We start from the raw sequence: 19,531 nt of genomic DNA, 5'->3' as shown, positions 1-19,531 counted from the left end.
TTGTCATGATAACAATGATCTAGTCTTCTTACCTCAAACAGACTCTTTTTTTTCTCGGCAAAAATCAGAGCAGTAACGCACATTTCCCCAGTCTCGCTCCCATTTTTTTCGCCAGGAAAAGGGTCGTCTACAGACCGGGCATATCTTCGACGGAAGGTTGGCCTTGTCCGGCCTTGACGGCACTGGTCCCTTGCCTCGACTCATCATGTGTCCTTTCGGTGCTGCAGTTTTCCTGACAACGCAACACGCCGGTCGTGTTTCATTCCCTCATGCAGAAGGAACCCCGCTTCGCTTCACGCGCTTGCCAAAGGATTTCTGATCCGGTCACGCAATCGCGAGGAATGCGCCATGCCCCATATTACCGCCAGCGACGGAACGAAGCTCTATTACGAGGAAAAGGGGCAGGGTCGCCCGTTAGTCATGATCCATGGCTGGACTTTTTCGGGGCGGTTCTTCCATCGCAACGTGCCGGTTCTGGCCGAAAAGGCTCGTGTCATCACGCTCGATCTGCGCGGGCATGGAGAGTCTGGCAAGCCCGATCATTCCTATCGCATCCCGCGTCTGGCCGCAGATCTGCGTGACCTGATGGAGGCGCTCTCGCTTGAGGATGTGACCGTGCTCGGCTGGTCGATCGGCTGCCCGATCATCTGGTCCTATCTCGAACTTTTCGGCAAGACGCGGCTGCGTAATGCCATTTTCGTCCAGCAGACGCCCAGACAGTATTTCTCATCAGAATGGAAATATGGCCATGCGGCCTGTTACGATCAGGCCGGGCTGGCAGAAACCATCCAGAAGCTGACCCTGACTCCTGAGGCATTCGACGAGCAGAACCTGACTGATTGCGTTGCGACTGAGCTTGGGGATGATGAGCGCAGCATGCTGCTTGCTGAAATGGCGAAGAGCCCGGCCCATGCCCGTGCAGCCATGATGTCTGATCATACTGTGCATGACTGGCGCGACGTGCTGCCTCATTTCGATCTGCCCGCTCTGATGATGATTGCCGAAAAAGACGCCGTGCTGGTGCCTGAAGGGCCGTCTTGGGTGGCCGAGCACATGCCGCATTGCGATGCCGTGCGCTTCACCCAAAGCTCGCACATGCTGTTCATCGACGAGGCCGAGAAGTTCAATCAGGCAGTCCTGGAGTTTCTCGCAAGATGACCGATTTCCCGTTCCGCTTTGGCGTCAATCAGTTCACGACCCAGCCCTGGTCTTTCAAAGAGGATGTGGCGCGTTATGCAGCCCTCGAGGTTGACGCCATAGAAATATGCGAGGCCAAGCTCGACCCGGCTCACGCAGGGCAGCAGATGCTGGCTGCCAGGGAGGCCGGGCTGTCGATCAGCGCCGTTCAGCCCAAAATCAGAACGTTTTTCGGCAGCAAGATGGCCCCGCAGCCCGAGAGCGTCGAAGAGCGTGTCGCGGCCTTCGCCCAAAGTCTGAAAACGCTGGCGCCTCACGCAGAAGGTGCGTCTTTTGTCATGAATACGGGCGCGCCTCCCGATGGCAACATGCAGCGTTGTCTTGATGAAACGGTGCATCATCTACGCCGTCTCGCGCCGCTTGCGGCCGATCTGGGCGTCACGATTGCCATGGAACCGCTCAACCCGACCTCGATCAATGTCGAGACAGCAATCTGGACAGTCGATCAGGCCCTCGATCTGCTTGACGCAGTAGGACATGCGTCCTGCGGTCTGTGCCTGGATTACTGGAATATCTGGCAACAGCCTGATTGTGCCGCTTCTATCCGCCGTGCGGGCGAGCGTATTTTCGTATTGCAGGCCAGTGACTGGCGCACACCCTGTTCCGGCATGGATCGCCTCGTTCCCGGGTCGGGGTCCATTCCGCTTGGGGCCTTGCTTCACGCAACCTATGACGCTGGCTATCGCGGTGTCTGTACGCTGGAGATCTTCTCATCAGGCGTGCCTGACAGTCTCTACGATCAGGATCTGTCAGAGGTCGTGCATCACGGGCGTCTGGGGTTGATGCGTGCCTGGAGCGGATACGGGAAACAGCGCTGACCCTTCTTAGGAGGGTTTGCTGCGCAGAGACGTGTGGCGCTATCAGGCGCCACCATGATGTCAGGGGCGGTATATTACTCCGCCCCTGACGTTTATCGGCCAATCAGCCGTTGATGATCGTGCCGCCATTGACGTGCAACGTCTGCCCCGTCACGAAAGACCCGTCTTCGCTGGCCAGATAGACATAGGCCGGGCCGAGTTCGGCAGGGTCGCCGCAGCGATCCATCGGCACGGAATTGGCGAGTTCCGAAACCTGTTCCGGGTCGATCGGCCCCCAGCTGGCAGGCTGCAAAGGTGTCCAGACCGGCCCAGGGGCGACAGCATTGACGCGAATACCCTTCGAAACCAGCTCGAGTGCCAGAGCGCGGGTGAACCCCATCTCAGCGGCTTTGGTTGTCGAATAGGCCAGCAGCCCCGCACTGCCCCGATACGCGTTGATCGAAGAGGTATTGATAATCGCGCTGCCTTTGCCGAGATGCGCGAGCGCTGCACGGGTCAGGTAGAAATAGCCATTGATATTCGTGTCCATATGACGCTGCCATTCGTCATCGGTAATGGTGGCGCTGTCCTGATTGACCACCTGCCAGCCAGCATTATTGACCAGAATATCGAGGCCACCAAAGGCTTCGACCACCTCGGCAGCGGCCTTGTTGCAGAACGCGCTTGATCGTACGTCGCCAGCAATGGCCAGCGCCTTGCGCCCCTCTTTTTCGATCAGACGCACCGTTTCCTGAGCGTCTTCATGTTCTTCCAAGTAAAGAATGGCGACATCGGCGCCTTCACGGGCGAAATGCAGGGCCGCTGCCCGACCGATACCGCTATCGGCGCCGGTGATGAGCGCCTTGCGCCCTTCAAGCTTGCCGCTTCCGCGATAGCTCTCGCGAATATGGATCGCGGCGGGGCGCATCGGCGCCTCGACACCCGGCTGATGGGATTGCGACTGGGGAGGAATCTGGTCGGGCATGAATGACGCTCCTGCTGTGCTGCCCGTCAGGGGCAGCTTTCACGGATATGTGAGAAAGCCCTCCCAGCCACGTATGTTCCGGTCTGATATAATGCTCAAGGTTTTGTGAACGATGGCGTGCTGCCCGGCGCGGTCACAGCTGGGCGTGTGAGCACTCTTCCACAAGCCCTTGATCAGTCTTTTTCTGAAGCTGTTCCCCGCAGGGCCGGGCGTGGTTTTTTCAGCTGTGCCCTGCGCCGGGCGCGTCTCTTGCGGTCCCAGATCAGCACTCCGGTAACGGATAGAAGGGCAGTCACAACACCGCTTGCACAGACAAGAATACGCCCCGTCATCCCTGCAAGGCGCCCGCTATGGAAAGGGTCCTGAAGTTGCAGGATCAGATCGCCCAGTTTTCCCTCAGGCGGTACGCTGGCCTGCACCGTTGCGCCGGTGTCGAGGGCGATTGTGATGAGGGGGCTGCCAAAACCGGCCGGTATCTGCCCTGTATCGCTGAAGAGATAGAAAAGCGCGCGTTCCGGCGTGTGGGTCAGCATCACGGCGGCGGGCCGCGCCTGCCAGCCCCGCTCCTGTGCGTCTCGTCCGGCCAGGGCTTCGGCCTCGTCCGGTTTCAATATGTGAGGGCCACCTGGAAGGGGAATTTCTGACGCGGGCGGCGCAACCGGGAAAAGCGTGCGTACAACCGGCTGAAAGATCTGCGGACCCAACGCCAGTGCAACACCGCTGATCGCCATGCCAAGCAGCAGGATCCAGAGCCATAGCCCGAAAGCCCGGTGCAGATCGAAAAACAGACGCAGGGCGTTTTTGGGGGAAGCAATCTGCCAGGCAGGTTCCCAGCCGCGCCAGAAACCCTTGCGCCAGGGAGGTGTGACGGGCGGCAGCGTCAACAGCAGCCCGTTGAGGCAATCGAGTGTCCAGATCAGGGCCGTGATGCCGACAATCCACAAGCCCGTGGTGCCAGCAGCGAGTGAGAAATGCAGCCTGTAGATGAAGGGTATCAGGACGCGCCGGTTAAGGCAGCATCCTTCGGCGACACGACCGCCCAGCTCATGGGCATCGCCGGGGTCGAGAAAGATCTCGTCAGGTCTGGACTGACCTGAGGGCGTGAGTGCGGGAGTGAGATAGGCATGAAGCGTGCCACCGGGGGCAGGCCGGTATTCGAGCGCGATCAGGGGCTGATCGGGATGGGCTTTCGCGATGGCTGCGGTCAGGACCGAAAGCGGCAGATGCCGGTTCGGACTTTGCGTGGTCCAGAGATCCGGGTTGAGCATCCGGTCGAGTTCGGTGCGAAAAACGCTGATGCTGCCCGTCAGCCCGATGACCACCAGAAGGGGCGCCAGAACCAGACCGATATAGCGATGTAACGCCACCATCGCGCCACGCGACTGACGCAGCGGCCAGAAGGGACTCCCCCCTTTCGGGCCGGATTTCGGGCGCGGCACGGCGCGTTCTGATCTGTTGAGGATTGGCGCACTCCATCGACGCAAGCCTGTGCTCCGACCCCATGGGATCGGCACTCGCTCTAAAGACCGCGCAACTGAGAGTCAATCGCAACCTTTGGTTGTGACGGGGGGAGCGGGGGCCATGCCTGGCTGGAGGTGGGTGTCGAAAGGGAAGGCGCTTTTGCGCGCTCTAAAACAAAAACCCCGCCAAGAGAGGCGGGGTTCTGTCGATCTTCCCTCAGGCGCATGGCGCCTTTGAGGGGTGATGAGGCGACGTATCAGACGTCAAAGCCATTGGGCAGCAACACCAGATCGCGCACCACCGTGCCCTTGCGGCGCGTGAGCATGAAGATCAGTGCTTCGGCCACGTCGGAAGGCTGCATCATGCCGCCGCCTTCGAGAGCAGCCTTGCGGCGCTCGGGATCCCAGTCATTGATCAGCGGCGTGACAACCGGGCCGGGCTGGATCGCACCGACGCGAACGCCATGCGGTGCCAGCTGGCGGCGGCAGGTATGGGTGAAAGCCTGCACAGCGTATTTGGAGCCAGTGTAGATCGGCTCGGCCACGATCGGCACAACGCCTGCCACAGAGCTGGTGATGATGATATCGCCGCTGCCCTGCTTGATCATGGGCACCATGGCGACGCGCGCCGAATGGAAAGCCGCATTGATGTTGAGGTTCAGCATGCGATCCCACACATCCGGGTCGCCTTCCCAGGCGTTGCCACCGACATAGGAGCCAGCGTTGGCAAACATGATGTCGAGGCGGCCCTGCTCGGCCAGAACCGTATCTACGGCCTGCTGGATGCTGGCATGACGGAAGAGATCGACCTCGACGCCGTGCAGCTTGTCGCCAAGCTCCTCACGGGCCTTTTCCATCGCCGCCTTGTCACGGTCGAGGATATAGACAATGGCGCCAGCCTTGATGAGGTGACGAACGCATTCCAGACCGATGCCGGAAGCTCCGCCCGTTACGGCGGCGATCTTGTCCTGAAGCGGAAGCGACATGCTTGCATACCTTCTTGTGTATAGGCGCCGCCCATAAGGAGGGCACCGGAGGCCCGCCATTCAGGTCGTGCCTCACTATACGGGTATAGTCGCATGAACCTTGTCAGGGTCTAAATAACGATGTTGTCAATAAGACGCACAGATTCGAGAGCCGCCGCGACCAGTAATCGCAGTCCGACATTGTCATGTTTTGTCGTGAATACAGTCGTCACGGGTGTCAGACTCTCTGCCTCGCAGCAGGCGAGATAGTCGATCGGGCCGAAACCCGCGGCCACAAGCGCGGCTCTTCCTTTATCGAGCGCCTCTGCGATGGGGTGGCCCTGCCTGATGGCCGTGGCTGTCTGCTGCAGAATGGCATGCAGGGCTGGCGCGCTCTTTCTGCCCTCCGGTGACAGACGTCTGTTGCGCGAGGAAAGCGCCAGACCGTCGGATTCGCGCAGCGTAGGGCAGGCCATGATGTCGATCGGCAGATTGAGGTCCTGCACGAAGCGTCGGACGATCTGCAATTGCTGCCAGTCTTTCTCGCCGAAAAACGCGCTATCGGCTTCGGTCAGAGAGAAGAGCTTCGTGACGACGGTCGCCATGCCGTCGAAATGACCCGGCCTGTGTGCGCCCTCAAGTATCCCGGCCATCGCGCTGACCCTGACCGTGCTGCTGAACCCTGCGGGATACATGGTTTCGGCAGCCGGAATGAAGATGGCGTCCACGTGGCCCAGAAGCGCGATATCCTGGGCTTCGGTACGCGGGTAGGTGGCGAGATCGGTCGGGTTATTGAACTGGGTCGGGTTGACGAAAATCGATACGATAACGCGTTGTGCCTGGGCACGCGCCTGTGTGACGAGGCTGAGATGGCCCTCGTGAAGCGCCCCCATGGTCGGGACGAATCCGATCGTTTCGCCCGCCTGTTTCCAGCCTCTGATTGTCTGCTTCAGTGTCGCGATATCACGGATGATCATGTCCGCTCTCCAAAGCTGTGTTCGGGGCCGGGAAAGGCGCGACTGCGGACATCCTGTGCATAGGATGCAAGCGCCTGTTCGGCCTGTTCGGCGAGATTGGCGTAACGCTTGACGAATTTCGGTCTGAAATCGGCAAAAAGCCCGAGCATGTCGTCAATCACGAGAATCTGCCCGTCGCATTCCGGTCCGGCACCGATGCCGATGGTCGGAATGCCAAGCCGGTTCGTGATGTCAGCACCAAGGCTGCGCGGCAGTTTTTCCAGCACGATCGCGAAGGCACCGGCCTCTTCGACCGCACGGGCGTCGGCTAGCACGCGCTGGGCGTCTTCATTGCGCCCCTGCACCTTGTAGCCACCAAGCACATTCACCGCCTGCGGGGTCAGTCCGATATGGCCCATCACAGGCACGCCGCGTGCGACCAGAAAGGCGATGGTCTCTTTCATGGAAACGCCGCCTTCGAGCTTCACCGCTGCCGCACCTGTCTCGGCCAGCAGGCGCGACGCGTTGCGAAAGGCCTGTGCAGGGCTTTCCTCATAGCTGCCGAACGGCATGTCCACCACGCAAAGCGCCTTGCCTATGCCACGCATCACCGCATTGCCGTGCAGAATCATCATGTCCATCGTCACGCCCAGCGTCGATGGCAGGCCATGCAGCACCATGCCCACACTGTCTCCCACCAGCACGACATCGCAGGCTGCATCGGCGAGCCGGGCGATCGGGGTGGTGTAGGCCGTCAGACAGACGATGGGTTCCTTGCCCTTGCGAGCCTGTATGGCCATGGGTGTCAGGGTCTGGATGGGGGTCGATGCGCTCATGAAGGCCCTCTCAAATCTTTCTGTCCGCCGCGTGATCGCAGAGCTTCAGGTCTTCGCCAAGGCACTCGCTTATCGAAAAAACCTGCCATCACGATGCAGTCAGGCACTGGGCGCGTTCTTCTCTCTCCCTTTCAAAGGGTGTCAAGATGCAGCGAACGGGATAGAGTGCCGTCACAATTGACCAGAAGATGGAACAGACCATGGTTTCCGAAAGCGCTGCGCTGCAATTCACCATCGAGCCCACGAGCAACCCGACCCCTGCGGATCATCGTGCCGAGCTTATCGCCAACCCCGCTTTCGGCCGCGTATTCACCGATCATATGGCCATCGTGAAATACAGCGAGAGCCGTGGCTGGCACGACGCGAAAATCACCGCGCGCAAGCCGATCTCGCTCGATCCGGCAGCCTCCGTCCTGCATTACGCGCAGGAGATTTTCGAGGGCATGAAGGCCTATCGTACCGAAAGCGGTGGTATCGCTGCCTTTCGTCCGGAAGAGAACGCCAGACGTTTTCGTGCTTCTGCCGACCGTATGGCCATGGCCGATCTGCCGCAGGAAATCTTCATGCAGGCCGTCGACGAACTGGTGAAGATCGATCGCGACTGGGTGCCGGAAGGCGAGGGCAAGAGCCTCTATCTGCGCCCCTTCATGATTGCGACCGAGGTTTTCCTCGGTGTGAAGCCCGCTTCCGAATATCTCTTCATGGTCATTGCCTGCCCTGTCGGTGCCTATTTCGGCTCTGGCTGCGTGTCGGTCTGGGTGTCTGAGGATTATACGCGCGCAGCCCCCGGTGGCACGGGCGCGGCCAAGTGTGGTGGCAATTACGCGGCAAGCCTTGTGGCGCAGCGCGATTCCAAGTCGCATGGCTGCGATCAGGTCCTGTTCCTCGATAGCCGCGAACAGCGCTTTGTCGAGGAAATGGGCGGCATGAATGTCATGTTCCTGCGTGATGACAACACGCTGGTCACCCCGCCTCTGACGGGCACCATCCTGCCCGGTATCACGCGTGACGCCATTCTTCAGCTTGCCAGGGATCGCGGTCTGAAAATCGAGCAGGCCCCGCTCGAAATCGACGAGATCTTCGCGGGCGCCGCGTCAGGTCGTTACAAGGAGGCCTTCGCCTGTGGCACGGCCGCGGTGATCAGCCCCATCGGCACGCTGCGTCGCACGGGTAGTGAAGCGGTCTTCGGCGACGGCAAGACGCCGGGCGAGGTATCGCTCGGGCTGAAAAAGGCGCTGACCGATATCCAGGCGGGCAAGACGAATGATGCCCATGGGTGGATTCACGCGATCGTCTGATCCGATGCCAGATGGCGGGTTCGCCGCGCACCCGCCATCAGCAATGAAAGCCCTTGCGCCGCTTCAGAAGTTCGAGCGCAGGGTCAGCATGTAGCTGCGCGGCTCGCCACCAACACTCCAGCCATTCCTGTGGGCGCCGCGATAAGGCTCAAAGCGATAATGGGTCCAGAGCTTCCAGAGATGGCGCGGTGAGTCGCTCGCATAGGTCAGCCCGGCCTGGGTCGCATTGCCGTTATTGACGATCCGGTTGTCATTGTAGGTGTAGCTCGCATTGATGTCCCAGCCTTGGGCGGGGCGTCCAATCAGTTCGGCCTCAGCGCCCTGACTTCTGGTCTTGCCCGCAGAGACATAGCAATCCGACACGCCACTCAGGCCGCACACAGCCTCTATGGCACCATGAAGGACGTCCGATAAACGGCGCGTCCCTGCATGGTCGAAATCTGCTTCCCGTCCCGCCTCATGTCAGAAACCGTCTGCGGCTTCCGTGGTATTCGGGCGGGGGCAGTGCCTTCAGTAGCTTTCGTCGATTGCCTCGGGTGGTGGGCCATGACGCTCTGGTGTCATCGTGCGGCTCATGGCCGCGACTTCCTCATCATTCGAAGCGGGCTGGGGCGTGAAGCCCGGGTGCTCGCTGCGTCGTTCAAGAAGTACGCTTTCGAGCGCCGAAGGATCGGCCGCTTCCGCCTGACGGAAAAGCTGTTCTGCCTTTTCCTGTTCGCCTTCCTCCTCGGCGCGGAACGCTGCCTCGGCAAGGGCGCGGGCGCTCTGGTGCTTGTTATCTTCACCGTCGAAAATGGGGGTGTCGAACTGGTCGTTGGCCATGATGCGTCTCCTTCTTGCCGGTTCAAACAGCCATGGACGGGCGCGGTTCGTTTTTCTGGACCTGCCTGCTCCCATACTTTAAGAGCGTGTTTCTCTCAGTCCCGACGTGAATGGATGTTATGGAAGCGGCCGGTCCCGCGGTGCAGAAGGCTCAGTGGCAGGGCAGGCGCGATGCGCTCGTCGCGGCGATACAGGGCGCGCATGGGGCCTACGCCCCTCTTGTCATGGGCATTGTCAACGCGACGCCCGACTCATTCTCCGATGGGGGGCGGCATGATGCGCCCTATCAGGCCATTGCCCATGCCCGCCATCTTGTCGCCGAAGGGGCGTCGCTGATCGATATCGGCGGAGAATCGACCCGGCCCGGTGCCGATTTCGTGCCTGCGTCCGAAGAAATTGCCCGTACGCGCCCGGTCATCGGCGCTCTGAGGGATGGCCCTGCCTTTCTCTCGATCGATACCTATAAAGCCAGTGTCGCGCGTGAGGCCGTGCGTGCGGGGGCGGTCATGATCAACGATGTCTGGGGGATGCAACGCGATCCTGCCATGGCGTCGGTGATGGCCGAAACGGGTGCGGTGGCCGTGCTGATGCATAATCGCGAGACGATCGATCCGGCCCTTGATCTGCATGATGAATTCCGGCGCTTTTTCGATGCCATTCTGGCTCAGGCCGGGCGGGCAGGTATCCGGCGCGAGCATATCGTGCTCGACCCCGGTGTGGGCTTTGGCAAGACAGATCCGCAAAACCTCGACAGTATCCGGCTGATCGGCTCCCTGCGCGAGGAATATGGCGTGCCGGTCCTGCTTGGCCTGTCGCGCAAATCGCTTTTTGGCCGTCTGCTTGGCCGCACGGTGGATGAGCGTCTGGCCGGAACACTGGCGGCCAATCTCTGCGGCCAGTTGCAGGGGGCTGCCATTTTGCGTGTTCATGACGTCGCACCCCATGTCGATGCCGTGCGCATCACTGGCCTGCTTGCCACGAAGGCGGTGCCAGCAACAGGGAGTTCGCGGTCATGACCCAGTCGATCATCCGCCTTGACGGGATTCATGTGTTCGGTCGGCATGGCGTCCTGCCGGAAGAGACACGGCTCGGGCAGAAATTCCTGATCGATCTGGTGGTCACGGTCGATACGGCCCGGGCCACGAGAGGCGACGATTATCTTTTTGCGGTCTGTTATGCGTCCCTGTGCGACAGGGTGGTGGCGCTTGCCGCAGGCGAGCCCGTGCGTCTGATCGAAACGCTGGCCGACCGGATAGCCGAAGACCTTCTGGCGCATTTTTCGACCATCACGCGCCTTACGGTGCGGGTCAGCAAGCCGGGCGCGCCCATCGCTCATCCATTCGGTATGGTCAGCGTCGAGACCACGAAAGAGCGCCATCTGCCGGTCGGTTTTTCGCTCGGGTGCAATATGGGCGATCGCAAAAGCGCTCTGGACCTTGCCGTGACCTGGCTCGGCCTGACGCCGGGCTTGGAGATCGACGCGGTCTCGAGCCTGTATCGCACCGCCCCATGGGGCGGGGTGGAACAGCCCGATTTCTACAATCTCTGTGTCACGGGGTGGACCAACCTCGATGCCATGGCGCTTTTGCGCGTGTGCAAGGAAATCGAGACCCGTCTCGGTCGCGTGCCTTCCGTACGCTGGGGGCAGAGGGCAATGGATGTCGATCTGCTTTATCTTGGCGCGCAGGAAATGAGCAATGCCGTGCTCACCTTGCCACATCCGGGCATTGCGCAGCGGGCTTTTGTGCTCGTTCCCCTTGCAGAAATCGCTCCCGAACAGAAAATCAGTGGACTTTCCGTTTCGGACATGTTGGACAGGCTCCCCCGCGAGGCTGATGACGTTGTCCCCTGCGCGGAAGACCCGTCTTGCATTGCCGAGGACCAGAAATGACCAAACCGACTGCCGATCTCGTGGCGCTGGATGCCGCTCGCCACAAGGGGCAGGGTGGGGAGCGCCCCATCGCACCGATCGCAAAACCCGAAGATGCCGAAACGCGCATTGCCGGTGCGGTGCGTGAAATCCTTCAGGCGCTGGGTGAAGACCCCGACCGCGAAGGGCTTTTCGAGACGCCGGGCCGCGTGGCACGTATGTATCTCGACGTGCTGGGCGGGCTGCATGAAGACCCGCGTGAGCATCTGCACAAGCAGTTTCTGGCTGACCAGCATGAAGGCGCCGTGATCGTGCGCGATATCGGCTTTCATTCGATGTGCGAACATCATCTGCTGCCGTTTTTCGGCAAGGCGCATGTGGCCTATCTGCCCGAGGGCGGCCGTCTGACCGGGCTGAGCAAGATCGCCCGCACCGTCAACGTGCTGGCGCGCCGTCCGCAGCTGCAGGAACGCCTGACGGATCAGATCGCCGCTTCCATCATCGAGGTGCTGGAACCCAAGGCCGTCATGGTTCTGGTCGAGGCCGAGCATATGTGCATGGCCATGCGCGGCATCCGCAATGTCGGCAGCCGTACGGTTACGACAGTTGTGCGTGGCACCTGGCAGCGTGATGCTGCGTTACGTGCCGAGATCATGTCCTTGCTCAAGGGCTGAGCCTCACGCCGCTGTGGTTTGACGCATAAGCCCCGATCTCTTTCATGATGGACAGGAAGAGGGAAAATGAAAATGCGTCTGGCCCTTTATGCCCTGATGACATCGGCGGCACTTGCAGTTTCCTCTCCGGCGCTCTCATGGGCGGATGAGAGTGGGCTGGCCCCTGATGGGGGGGACAGTGTCGATCAGGGTTATGCGCCTTCGGGCAATGTCGAGATTATCGGGCGCTTTCACGAGGCACAGCCTTCCGGCATTGCCATTCTCTCCGATCACCGGCTCGTGCTGGGTTTTCCGCGCAGCCTGCATGATCATGACGGGCCAAGGCTCGCCTTGTTCGACCATGGCAAACTGACGCCCTTTCCCGACGCTCAGAGCCAGGGGCGTTTTGTTTCGCCTCTTGGCATGACGGTTGATTCCAGCGGTCAGCTCTGGGTGCTCGATGAAGGCATTCTGGCCGATAAGGGCACGGTGCCGGGTGCGGCAAGACTGATCCATATCGACCCGGCTTCAGCGCGCATCATCGAGGAAATTCCGCTCACGGCGCCAGCGCTTCGGTCGGACAGCCATCCGAACGATCTGCGTATCGACCTGACCCATGGTGATCGCGGCACGGCCTTCATCACCGATTCTTCGCTCACCGTGCATCCGGCGCTTATTGTGGTGGATATCGCGACCGGCACGCAGCGCCGTCTTCTGGCCGATACCGAGCCGGTGATGCCGCGTCATGGTTTTCTGGCCGTGCTCGATGGTCAGGCCTCTCGTTATGACCCCGAACATCCGACCATGGCGCAGGCCGGGGCGAATGGAATCGGGCTGAGTGCTGACCAGCAGACGCTGTTCTGGCAGCCGCTGACAAGCCGCGAGCTTTATTCGGCGCCGACCGCCGTGCTGGCTGACCCCAAGGCAAGCGAGACCGAAATCGAATTCAGCGTGAAAGATGAAGGCGAGGCCGGTATGGGCGATGGCATGGCCACCGCACCCGATGGTCGTCTGTTTCTGACCGATATCGAGCGGCACGGTATTCTTGCCCGTGCGCCTGATGGCCGGATCTCGGTCATCGCGCATGACCCGCGGCTGATCGCGCCCGATGGTCTGGCCTATAGCGATAATGTGCTCTACGCCACGATCGGCCAATGGTCGCGTCAGCCTGCCTTTCATGGCGGCGTGAACAAGGAGCAGGGGCCTTGGCTTCTGGTCAGGATCGGGCTGCCTGCTGCTCCGGCCCCCTGAGGCCTGTGCGAAGGATCAGGTGTCGGCGTTGAGTGAAAGCGACGCCGCCATCACGCGGCTGTCCTGCATCAGGGCCGAGATCAGTGCTTCGAGTGCGCCCGGCCCGTTTGAGGAGACCATAAGGCTGACATTGATGGCGGCCTGTTCGTTTTCTTCCTCGTTCAGAGACAGCTTGCCGATCGTGTAATCGGCTTCCTCCAGCTGCTCCTTGAGCAGGGCAGTCATTTCCAGCACCGACTGACGGCAGGTCAGGACCCGCAGCCCATAACCGGCTTCCATCGATTTTGCCTGAAGGGGAATGCGGTCGATGGCTCGCACGATGGGCCGCAGCAGCGTGTTGCCTGCGATGATGAAGAAGGTGAGCAGAAACCCTTCGGCCAGCATGTCGCTACCGACACAGGCACCGACTGCCGCCGAGCACCAGAGCGTCGCGGCAGTATTCATGCCGCGCACTGTGGCGCCCTCCTTGATGATCGCGCCAGCGCCGAGAAAGCCGATGCCTGACACGACATACGCAATGACACGCAGCGATTCGACATCGCCCGCAATACGCTGCGCAAGGTCGACGAAGGCTGCGCCACCAAGGGCGACGAGGGCATTGGTGCGTACCCCCGCCGTGCGTTGTCGATATTGCCTCTCGGCCCCGATCAGCGTGCCGAAGACGAAGGCGGCGAGCAGGCTGATGCTCGAATCCGTGAAGGAATGGAGGTCGAATGTTTCGATGAACCGCACGGGAGCTCCAGTCTGTTGCAAGAGGGCTGGCCCCGCTGGTCTAGTCGGTTTTGTCGCCTGCGCCCACCCGGCAGAAGGTGGATGAGGATGAGGCCCGACCGGCGTTGCAACATTAAGTCACGTGAATGTGAGGTGGTGCCCGGTCCAGAGTGCCGCGCGTTACGGGGCGCCCCCCGCAAGGAATGATTTCAGGAGGGACGACGATGGACAGGAGAGGCTCAGGCCTGTCAGCCGCGCTGTTCGCGCATCTGACTGTCATGGTTCTGTGCGGACTGGCTGCGTCTATGGCCGATGAGGCCCATGCGGTGACAACCGTCACAGCGCAAAGCCAGACGACCCCGGCGCAGATTCCTCACGGAAAGTCCGTGCCGCTCGCCGGTGAGGCGCGTCCAGACAGTGTGGCGCGGCGCAAGGCAGCGCGCGCCCGTCCCTCGAGCCCTGTCGCGCCTGTGCGTCAGCCTGTATCCCAGAGCTTCTGGAGCGGCATCAAGACGCATATGACCATTGAGGGTGGCATTGCGGCCAATCCCTGGACGCGATCGGGGCGCAATTTTGGCCAGTTCTTTCTTGATCGCGCGAATACCGCCACGCTCAACCAGATCCTGGGCTCCGTCTCGCATGACATGGCCGAGATAGGTGGAGGTTATGGCATCGGCTTTGTGGCAGAGGCGATGTACGGCTCTGACTCCCGCTTCGATGTGACGGTGGGTATGGGCGACCGCGCTCTGAGTGGCATGTATCAATGGGCGCCTACCCAAGCGCATATCGACCTGCATACACCCTGGATATTCGGCAAGGGGATCGATTTCCAGATCGGTCAATCCTACGGGCTCATGGGGTCGGAAGGCCCGGCGGCACTGTCGCGCCCCTTTTACAGCTATAATTACAGCTCCGATTTCATCGTGCCGTTTCAGACGGTCGGCATTATCGCCACCGCGCATCTCAGCCCTCATGTCGATGGTATTCTCGGCATTGATGCGGGTAATTCCACCACTTTCGGACAGAGCGGCAACAACAACAGGCCCAAGGGCTATCTGGGTGTGTCCTTTACCCATCTGATAGAAGGCCGGCTTGACGGGCATCTGATCGGGCGCGCCGGGCCGCAGGGCCATGACGGAGACCCCCGTATCTCGCCTGATGGCTGGATCAGTGCCGGAATTGGTGATCAGGCAGCGCATCGCATGCAGTACAATGCCGATCTGCTGCTGACCTATCATGCCAGCAAGACGCTCAGCGTCACCTTTGCGAGCACCTGGCTTCATGACGAGATCCCTGATGACGATCTCTATGGCAGCACAGCCTATCTCGCCTGGACGCTCACGCCGTCATTACAGCTCAATCTGCGCGGCGAGGTGTTTCGTGACAATACAGGGGTGATGATTGCGGCCTATCCCGGTACGACGTCCTTCGGCAAACAGCTGCGTAACGAGCCTTATCCGTTCTATGCGGCACCGCCCACGACCTATGGCGATCTGACGCTCGGGCTGCATTACGAGCCCGCTTTCATCAACAGGCATATGCCGCTTGGCCGCTTTGTTCTTCGGCCCGAGATACGGGTTGATCACAGCCTGAACGGGACAAGACCCTTCAATCGCGAAGCACCAGCGAGCGATCCGATCGTACGCAATGGAGATTCGACCATGTTCTGGTTCTCCTGCGATGTGGTCTGGACGTTCTGATTGCCTGCCGCAGGAGCGGGGCCTAACCAGGCACTGCAGCGGAGCCTGCAAGCAAGCCGCCATCGATCGAGAATTCGGAGCCGGTGATATAGGTCGCCTCGTCAGAGGCCAGCATGATGCAGATCGCGGCGACCTCATCGACCGTGCCGAAGCGTTTGAGAGGTGTGTCGGCGACGAGGGCCTTCATGCGTGTTTCACGATCAGGCCCGTCGCCGAGCATGGCTTCCCACATGGGCGTGAGAATGGCCGCCGGGTGAATGGAATTGCAGCGAATGCCCCAGCCTTTCTGGGCGGCATAGAGCGCAACGCTTTTGGTGTGATTGCGAATGGCAGCCTTTGATGATGCATAGGCGGCCGCACCCGGTATGCCGACAAGCCCTGAGCGCGAGGAGATATTGATGATCGACCCGGTGCCGCGTGGTCCCATGCCGCGCAACGCGTAACGACAGCCAAGAAACGTGCCGTCCAGATTGGTGCGATGCACCGCGTGCCAGTCCGCCAGGGTCGCATGTTCAGGATCATGGGCGACAACGCCGTTCTCAAATCCGGTAATTCCGGCATTATTGACGACAATATCAGGCGACGGACAAAATGAGGTCAGGGCCTCCCAGTCCTTTTCGGAGCGCACGTCCAGTGAGAGAAAACGGCATGAAAGCGCCTCGGCCTTGCGCTGGCCATTCTCTGTATCGATATCGGTCAGAATGACGTTGCAGCCCTCATCGCGAAAATGGCGTGCAATCGCGAGCCCTATCCCGCGCGCTGCGCCTGTAATGACGGCAGTTTTGTCAGAGAGGCGCATGCTCGAATGATCCTGATTACGGAATAAGAAGACGCGGCAATCTACCCGGTTTTATTCCCCTGCTTCCCATCATTTGTTCGAGATGGTCTGGCAGCCTACGCCCTGCCCGGGAGTGACAATCAGCGGGAAATGAAAGCGCGGCCAAGTGTCATGCGTCAGTTTGTGCCGCTCGTAACTCACAGATCACGCTCTCATCGATCGTATCTGCTACGCCGCGCTTAACCTAACGATGCATTTTGTTTTGATAATTTAAGGCTTCATTCCGTGAAGCCTTAAATTGTGAGTGGTATTTAAAAAGTGGCGTTTGTTATTATTATTCTATTATATTTATGAGGTCGAAAAACACTCTGTTATTTTCCGAGTGTCTCTCCCGGATATTTTCTGCCTGTAAACGTCTGCGGATCAAGGCAGAGCGCTCACGATAGGTCTCGTAGATTTTTTCGAGCACCTGCATCATCCCGGGCAGGCTCTTGAGTTTCTCCAGTTCCGAGAGGAAAGGCGCACGGCGGCCAGCCATCCACTGGTCTTCTCCGGCACGCCTGTCTTCAGCGAGCTGGGACATGAAATTACCGGTCCAGCCATCAACGAAATTACGAAGATCGAGTCCCTGCTTCGAGGGGTTGTCACCGCGGTTACGGGATGATTTCCACATCCACTCTTCCGGAGACTTGTAGAAATAATGATAAATTCCGATTTTTTCGAAAACGACGTGGTTCGAGAAGGCCGCGCTCTGGGGTTGTCCTTTTGGCGGTGCGTGCCAAGTATGGGGTGTCCCGTCCGAGAGGCAAATTGTCGTCGCATATCGGTATGACGCAAGAGGATAATGCGCATGCGACTGGATGACCTGTGCTGGTCGGAACATTGATTTGACGAGACGGCTGCCTGCATCGCCAATGATGTCATATCGCACGAAACGCGAGTTCCGCATCGTGAGAGGATCACGGAACAGGGTCTCCTCTCCTTCCGCGAGAGGTTCGGAGGCGACAAACCGCCAGTTCAGCGAGATCGCGTCAACCGGGTGTGTTTCAGTCCAGACAAGATAGTCCTGAAGATTTGAAAAACGCTGCGGATCGAGGGCAATGAATTCATCCCCGTCCAAAACCTGGACCCAGCTGAAGTCGAGAATATCGGGAACAACGCTCAGGGCGTGGCCGTATGCTTTATGCTGGGCGGCTTTTCCAGGTTTTATAGGATTGTCAACCCAGGTGATAATGCCCTGTTCGGAAAGGGTCCGCAGGATATCATCGGACTGGTCGTCATTATCGTTGCTGTAGAGGAAGAACCATTCGATGCCGATTGCACGGTGGTAGGCGATCCATTCGAGAAGGTAGATTCCTTCATTGCGGACGCATGCCAGGATGGCAGGGCCTCGGGTCGGAGTAACCTTGCGGCGCATGGCATGAATGCAGGCATGGGTAAAGCTGGCGATATCCTTATGAAGTCCTGTAACCCCAAGCACAGTGTAATTTATGGAACACTCATAACGTGGAGCCGGGACGGTCTCCCCATAGATCTCACGTTCTGAAATCCAGCGCTGCAGAAGCGGGATGCCTTCTGCTGCCCATGGATCTTCTGGCATTTGCCGTGCCAGAGCGCCGCAGAGGGCTTCGTCCTGCAGCAGCAACGTCGCAATTTTATCCAGGTTGAGAGTTGAAATAAACGGCAACGCCGCATCCAGTAGTTCCGGAGTTCCGAAAAGGGCTTCAGAGCGAATTGTTTCCAGAAGCTCGTCTACGGTGATTTCATGGGAAAACAGATGATCGAGACGTTCAGCGAGCAATTCCAGGCGCGGTGTTATCTCTTCTTCTGCCAGGGATTCCAGTTGGAATAACTCCCATCCTGAAGCGCTGCGACGATTGCCTTCAATGCGTGCATACCCGTTCTGTTCTCTTGGGGGTATTGCAGACAAGTATTGATCGAGTGTCGGATGCAGAAAAGCCAGACGATTATGTTCGGAATGATACTCGAGACGAAGTGGAATGATATGCCCGGAAAGATCCGAAAGGGAGACTCTCAGCGGGGCTGGATGCGTCGCACCTACCAGGAAAATGTACGATGGCATGGAGGTAATGGCGATGGCGACAACCGGGGAGCATGCTATCGCCTGTTCATGTTCCCCAACGATCAGATTGCCTAGTTCACCATGATTTTCCTCGCTCACAATGAGTGCATTGTGGAAGGTTATTACTTTGTAGAACTCTGCCATTGCCGGTAATATCCTATGCTTTGAACATTATTTTTCGCTTGTTCCGATTTTTATACCGCAATAGATTTTTTTTCGATAGGTGAGACGAGGTCACGTTAATTGGCGTGAGATAATCAATGGCCGATTGAGAAATTGGCAGGCAGCAAGATCGGTTTTTCAGACCCTTGTGGAGGGGGATGCCCTATTGAGAGACGTGTTTTGCGTTTGGCGGCGTCTCCACGAGATTCTAGTCTTTCGGCGCTTATGCGCGAGCCTTGCCGTCGCAGGCGGTGGATGAAGGAACGCCTTTCTACTTCGTTACTCCAAAGGGCTTTCTGGATCTTTACTTCGATAGGCCCGTTCCAGCGCATTGCTCGTGACAGCCAGTGAAGATGGTCACCGAAAACCATTTGCGTCTCCTTTAGGTGCAGAAGATCTCTATGCTGGTCCCGCTTGCGACGTCACGAACGGGCTTGGCTCGCACCGAGTCTCAGGCTCCGCCGTTTGATTTTCTTTTGAGGCACCATGACCTCCGCTCGATCTGCACGATCTTCATGAGACGAAAGCTCAGCGGAAAGCGACGATACAACCATGCAGTATGGAAGATCGGCCCACACGGAAATTGGTGACGTTTGTCCTCTACGGACGATGCTCTTATGGCCCGCATCTATCACTCTACGGTTACTATGACGGCGTTTCGCTCGTCGTAGGATGAGTCGGGGTTGGAAACTCCTCCGTCCCATGAGTGGTCTGATCTGGCGGCGCCTGCTTGCAAGAGTGGCGCATTACGCCACGAAACAAGGCGCTTATTGATTGATATTTTAATACTATAGAAATAGTTTCATTAAAATGACGTTATTTGACGGTCATGGGCGTGTTCTAGACATCATCCGATAGATTTTTTATGAAAAATGATTGTCCAGTTCTCATCTATCAGTGAGATCGGCCCTTTCGATAAAAACCGCTTTTTTCGAAAAATAAATAATTGAATCGCCGTATCCCCTTGTGTTTCAGGGGTTGTCACATTGCGATACGATGCAATATCA

Annotated in this window: 19 protein-coding genes; 8 read left to right on the top strand and 11 right to left on the bottom strand. The window is 59.0% G+C overall.

Annotated features, from left to right (window positions below):
- Positions 1-33: 33 nt before the first annotated feature.
- Positions 34-204: a DUF2256 domain-containing protein gene (locus AA105894_RS09600; RefSeq protein ID WP_267311530.1), complete on the bottom strand. Its 171-nt coding sequence runs from the start codon at positions 202-204 to the stop codon at positions 34-36.
- Positions 205-348: 144 nt separating this feature from the next.
- On the opposite strand from AA105894_RS09600, the gene AA105894_RS09595 reads away from it, so the two are divergent.
- The gene (locus tag AA105894_RS09595; protein ID WP_267311529.1) at positions 349-1,158 is read left to right on the top strand and encodes an alpha/beta fold hydrolase; all 810 of its coding nucleotides are present in this window, start codon (positions 349-351) and stop codon (positions 1,156-1,158) included.
- Positions 1,155-2,015: a sugar phosphate isomerase/epimerase family protein gene (locus AA105894_RS09590; RefSeq protein ID WP_267311528.1), complete on the top strand. Its 861-nt coding sequence runs from the start codon at positions 1,155-1,157 to the stop codon at positions 2,013-2,015. Before AA105894_RS09595 ends, AA105894_RS09590 begins: the two co-directional genes overlap by 4 nt.
- A gap of 103 nt (positions 2,016-2,118) precedes the next feature.
- Here AA105894_RS09590 and AA105894_RS09585 read toward each other — a convergent pair whose 3' ends face one another.
- The 5 genes from AA105894_RS09585 to panB all read right to left on the bottom strand — a co-directional run bounded on the left by AA105894_RS09585 (position 2,119) and on the right by panB (position 7,196).
- A complete protein-coding gene (locus AA105894_RS09585) occupies positions 2,119-2,979 on the bottom strand; it encodes a glucose 1-dehydrogenase (RefSeq protein ID WP_267311527.1) in 861 nt (286 codons plus the stop codon).
- Between the two features lie 173 nt (positions 2,980-3,152).
- Entirely contained in the window at positions 3,153-4,418 is a 1,266-nt protein-coding gene (locus AA105894_RS09580; RefSeq protein WP_267311526.1) for a PepSY-associated TM helix domain-containing protein, read from the bottom strand.
- Positions 4,419-4,696: 278 nt separating this feature from the next.
- On the bottom strand, positions 4,697-5,425 hold the full coding sequence (locus AA105894_RS09575; protein WP_188425594.1) for an SDR family oxidoreductase: 729 nt from the start codon (positions 5,423-5,425) through the stop codon (positions 4,697-4,699).
- Between the two features lie 110 nt (positions 5,426-5,535).
- On the bottom strand, positions 5,536-6,381 hold the full coding sequence (panC, locus tag AA105894_RS09570; RefSeq protein WP_267311525.1) for a pantoate--beta-alanine ligase: 846 nt from the start codon (positions 6,379-6,381) through the stop codon (positions 5,536-5,538).
- Positions 6,378-7,196 carry a 3-methyl-2-oxobutanoate hydroxymethyltransferase gene (gene panB / locus AA105894_RS09565; protein ID WP_373316759.1) on the bottom strand — a complete coding sequence of 273 codons (819 nt, stop codon included), beginning with the start codon at positions 7,194-7,196 and terminating at the stop codon, positions 6,378-6,380. Before panB ends, panC begins: the two co-directional genes overlap by 4 nt.
- Before the next feature lie 200 nt (positions 7,197-7,396).
- Between panB and AA105894_RS09560 the strand changes: the two genes are divergently transcribed.
- A complete protein-coding gene (locus tag AA105894_RS09560; RefSeq protein ID WP_267311524.1) occupies positions 7,397-8,494 on the top strand; it encodes a branched-chain amino acid aminotransferase in 1,098 nt (365 codons plus the stop codon).
- A 63-nt stretch (positions 8,495-8,557) separates the two neighbouring features.
- Here the strand turns inward: AA105894_RS09560 and AA105894_RS09555 are convergent, their stop codons facing one another.
- Both AA105894_RS09555 and AA105894_RS09550 read right to left on the bottom strand, forming a co-directional pair.
- Positions 8,558-8,857 carry a TonB-dependent receptor domain-containing protein gene (locus AA105894_RS09555; protein WP_267311523.1) on the bottom strand — a complete coding sequence of 100 codons (300 nt, stop codon included), beginning with the start codon at positions 8,855-8,857 and terminating at the stop codon, positions 8,558-8,560.
- 147 nt (positions 8,858-9,004) lie between these two features.
- Positions 9,005-9,316 carry a hypothetical protein gene (locus AA105894_RS09550; RefSeq protein WP_267311522.1) on the bottom strand — a complete coding sequence of 104 codons (312 nt, stop codon included), beginning with the start codon at positions 9,314-9,316 and terminating at the stop codon, positions 9,005-9,007.
- A gap of 119 nt (positions 9,317-9,435) precedes the next feature.
- Here AA105894_RS09550 and folP point away from each other — a divergent pair, with 119 nt between their 5' ends.
- The 4 genes from folP to AA105894_RS09530 all read left to right on the top strand — a co-directional run bounded on the left by folP (position 9,436) and on the right by AA105894_RS09530 (position 13,090).
- Entirely contained in the window at positions 9,436-10,332 is an 897-nt protein-coding gene (gene folP / locus AA105894_RS09545) for a dihydropteroate synthase (protein ID WP_267311521.1), read from the top strand.
- Positions 10,329-11,207, top strand: coding sequence for a 2-amino-4-hydroxy-6-hydroxymethyldihydropteridine diphosphokinase (gene folK, locus AA105894_RS09540; RefSeq protein ID WP_267311520.1), 879 nt, complete (start codon positions 10,329-10,331; stop codon positions 11,205-11,207). The genes folP and folK overlap by 4 nt, the downstream gene beginning before the upstream one ends.
- On the top strand, positions 11,204-11,860 hold the full coding sequence (gene folE / locus AA105894_RS09535) for a GTP cyclohydrolase I FolE (RefSeq protein ID WP_188425601.1): 657 nt from the start codon (positions 11,204-11,206) through the stop codon (positions 11,858-11,860). The genes folK and folE overlap by 4 nt, the downstream gene beginning before the upstream one ends.
- A 66-nt stretch (positions 11,861-11,926) precedes the next feature.
- On the top strand, positions 11,927-13,090 hold the full coding sequence (locus tag AA105894_RS09530; protein ID WP_267311519.1) for an SMP-30/gluconolactonase/LRE family protein: 1,164 nt from the start codon (positions 11,927-11,929) through the stop codon (positions 13,088-13,090).
- A gap of 15 nt (positions 13,091-13,105) precedes the next feature.
- Here the strand turns inward: AA105894_RS09530 and AA105894_RS09525 are convergent, their stop codons facing one another.
- The gene (locus AA105894_RS09525; RefSeq protein WP_267311518.1) at positions 13,106-13,822 is read right to left on the bottom strand and encodes an MgtC/SapB family protein; all 717 of its coding nucleotides are present in this window, start codon (positions 13,820-13,822) and stop codon (positions 13,106-13,108) included.
- A 203-nt stretch (positions 13,823-14,025) separates the two neighbouring features.
- On the opposite strand from AA105894_RS09525, the gene AA105894_RS09520 reads away from it, so the two are divergent.
- Complete coding sequence (locus tag AA105894_RS09520; protein ID WP_267311517.1) at positions 14,026-15,501, top strand: porin; 1,476 nt, start codon at positions 14,026-14,028, stop codon at positions 15,499-15,501.
- 22 nt (positions 15,502-15,523) lie between these two features.
- Here AA105894_RS09520 and AA105894_RS09515 read toward each other — a convergent pair whose 3' ends face one another.
- Complete coding sequence (locus AA105894_RS09515) at positions 15,524-16,300, bottom strand: SDR family NAD(P)-dependent oxidoreductase (protein ID WP_267311516.1); 777 nt, start codon at positions 16,298-16,300, stop codon at positions 15,524-15,526.
- A gap of 313 nt (positions 16,301-16,613) precedes the next feature.
- Positions 16,614-18,506 carry a glycosyltransferase family 2 protein gene (locus tag AA105894_RS09510; RefSeq protein ID WP_267311515.1) on the bottom strand — a complete coding sequence of 631 codons (1,893 nt, stop codon included), beginning with the start codon at positions 18,504-18,506 and terminating at the stop codon, positions 16,614-16,616.
- Between the last annotated feature and the right edge of the window lie 1,025 nt (positions 18,507-19,531).

It is taken from the genome of Asaia spathodeae NBRC 105894, from assembly GCF_025994195.1.
GTDB classification, from domain to species: Bacteria; Pseudomonadota; Alphaproteobacteria; order Acetobacterales; family Acetobacteraceae; genus Asaia; species Asaia siamensis.
Note: the sequence above shows the minus strand (reverse complement) of the source record. Positions and strands in the feature narration are given on the sequence as shown.

Excerpts from the sequence above, each read along its gene's own strand:
- AA105894_RS09600 (WP_267311530.1), bottom strand. The coding sequence starts at position 204 with ATGAGTCGAGGCAAGGGACCAGTGCCGTCAAGGCCGGACAAGGCCAAC.
- AA105894_RS09595 (WP_267311529.1), top strand. The coding sequence starts at position 349 with ATGCCCCATATTACCGCCAGCGACGGAACGAAGCTCTATTACGAGGAA.
- AA105894_RS09590 (WP_267311528.1), top strand. The coding sequence starts at position 1,155 with ATGACCGATTTCCCGTTCCGCTTTGGCGTCAATCAGTTCACGACCCAG.
- AA105894_RS09585 (WP_267311527.1), bottom strand. The coding sequence starts at position 2,979 with ATGCCCGACCAGATTCCTCCCCAGTCGCAATCCCATCAGCCGGGTGTC.
- AA105894_RS09575 (WP_188425594.1), bottom strand. The coding sequence starts at position 5,425 with ATGTCGCTTCCGCTTCAGGACAAGATCGCCGCCGTAACGGGCGGAGCT.
- panC (WP_267311525.1), bottom strand. The coding sequence starts at position 6,381 with ATGATCATCCGTGATATCGCGACACTGAAGCAGACAATCAGAGGCTGG.
- panB (WP_373316759.1), bottom strand. The coding sequence starts at position 7,196 with ATGAGCGCATCGACCCCCATCCAGACCCTGACACCCATGGCCATACAG.
- AA105894_RS09560 (WP_267311524.1), top strand. The coding sequence starts at position 7,397 with ATGGTTTCCGAAAGCGCTGCGCTGCAATTCACCATCGAGCCCACGAGC.
- AA105894_RS09550 (WP_267311522.1), bottom strand. The coding sequence starts at position 9,316 with ATGGCCAACGACCAGTTCGACACCCCCATTTTCGACGGTGAAGATAAC.
- folP (WP_267311521.1), top strand. The coding sequence starts at position 9,436 with ATGGAAGCGGCCGGTCCCGCGGTGCAGAAGGCTCAGTGGCAGGGCAGG.
- folK (WP_267311520.1), top strand. The coding sequence starts at position 10,329 with ATGACCCAGTCGATCATCCGCCTTGACGGGATTCATGTGTTCGGTCGG.
- folE (WP_188425601.1), top strand. The coding sequence starts at position 11,204 with ATGACCAAACCGACTGCCGATCTCGTGGCGCTGGATGCCGCTCGCCAC.
- AA105894_RS09530 (WP_267311519.1), top strand. The coding sequence starts at position 11,927 with ATGAAAATGCGTCTGGCCCTTTATGCCCTGATGACATCGGCGGCACTT.
- AA105894_RS09520 (WP_267311517.1), top strand. The coding sequence starts at position 14,026 with ATGGACAGGAGAGGCTCAGGCCTGTCAGCCGCGCTGTTCGCGCATCTG.
- AA105894_RS09515 (WP_267311516.1), bottom strand. The coding sequence starts at position 16,300 with ATGCGCCTCTCTGACAAAACTGCCGTCATTACAGGCGCAGCGCGCGGG.
- AA105894_RS09510 (WP_267311515.1), bottom strand. The coding sequence starts at position 18,506 with ATGGCAGAGTTCTACAAAGTAATAACCTTCCACAATGCACTCATTGTG.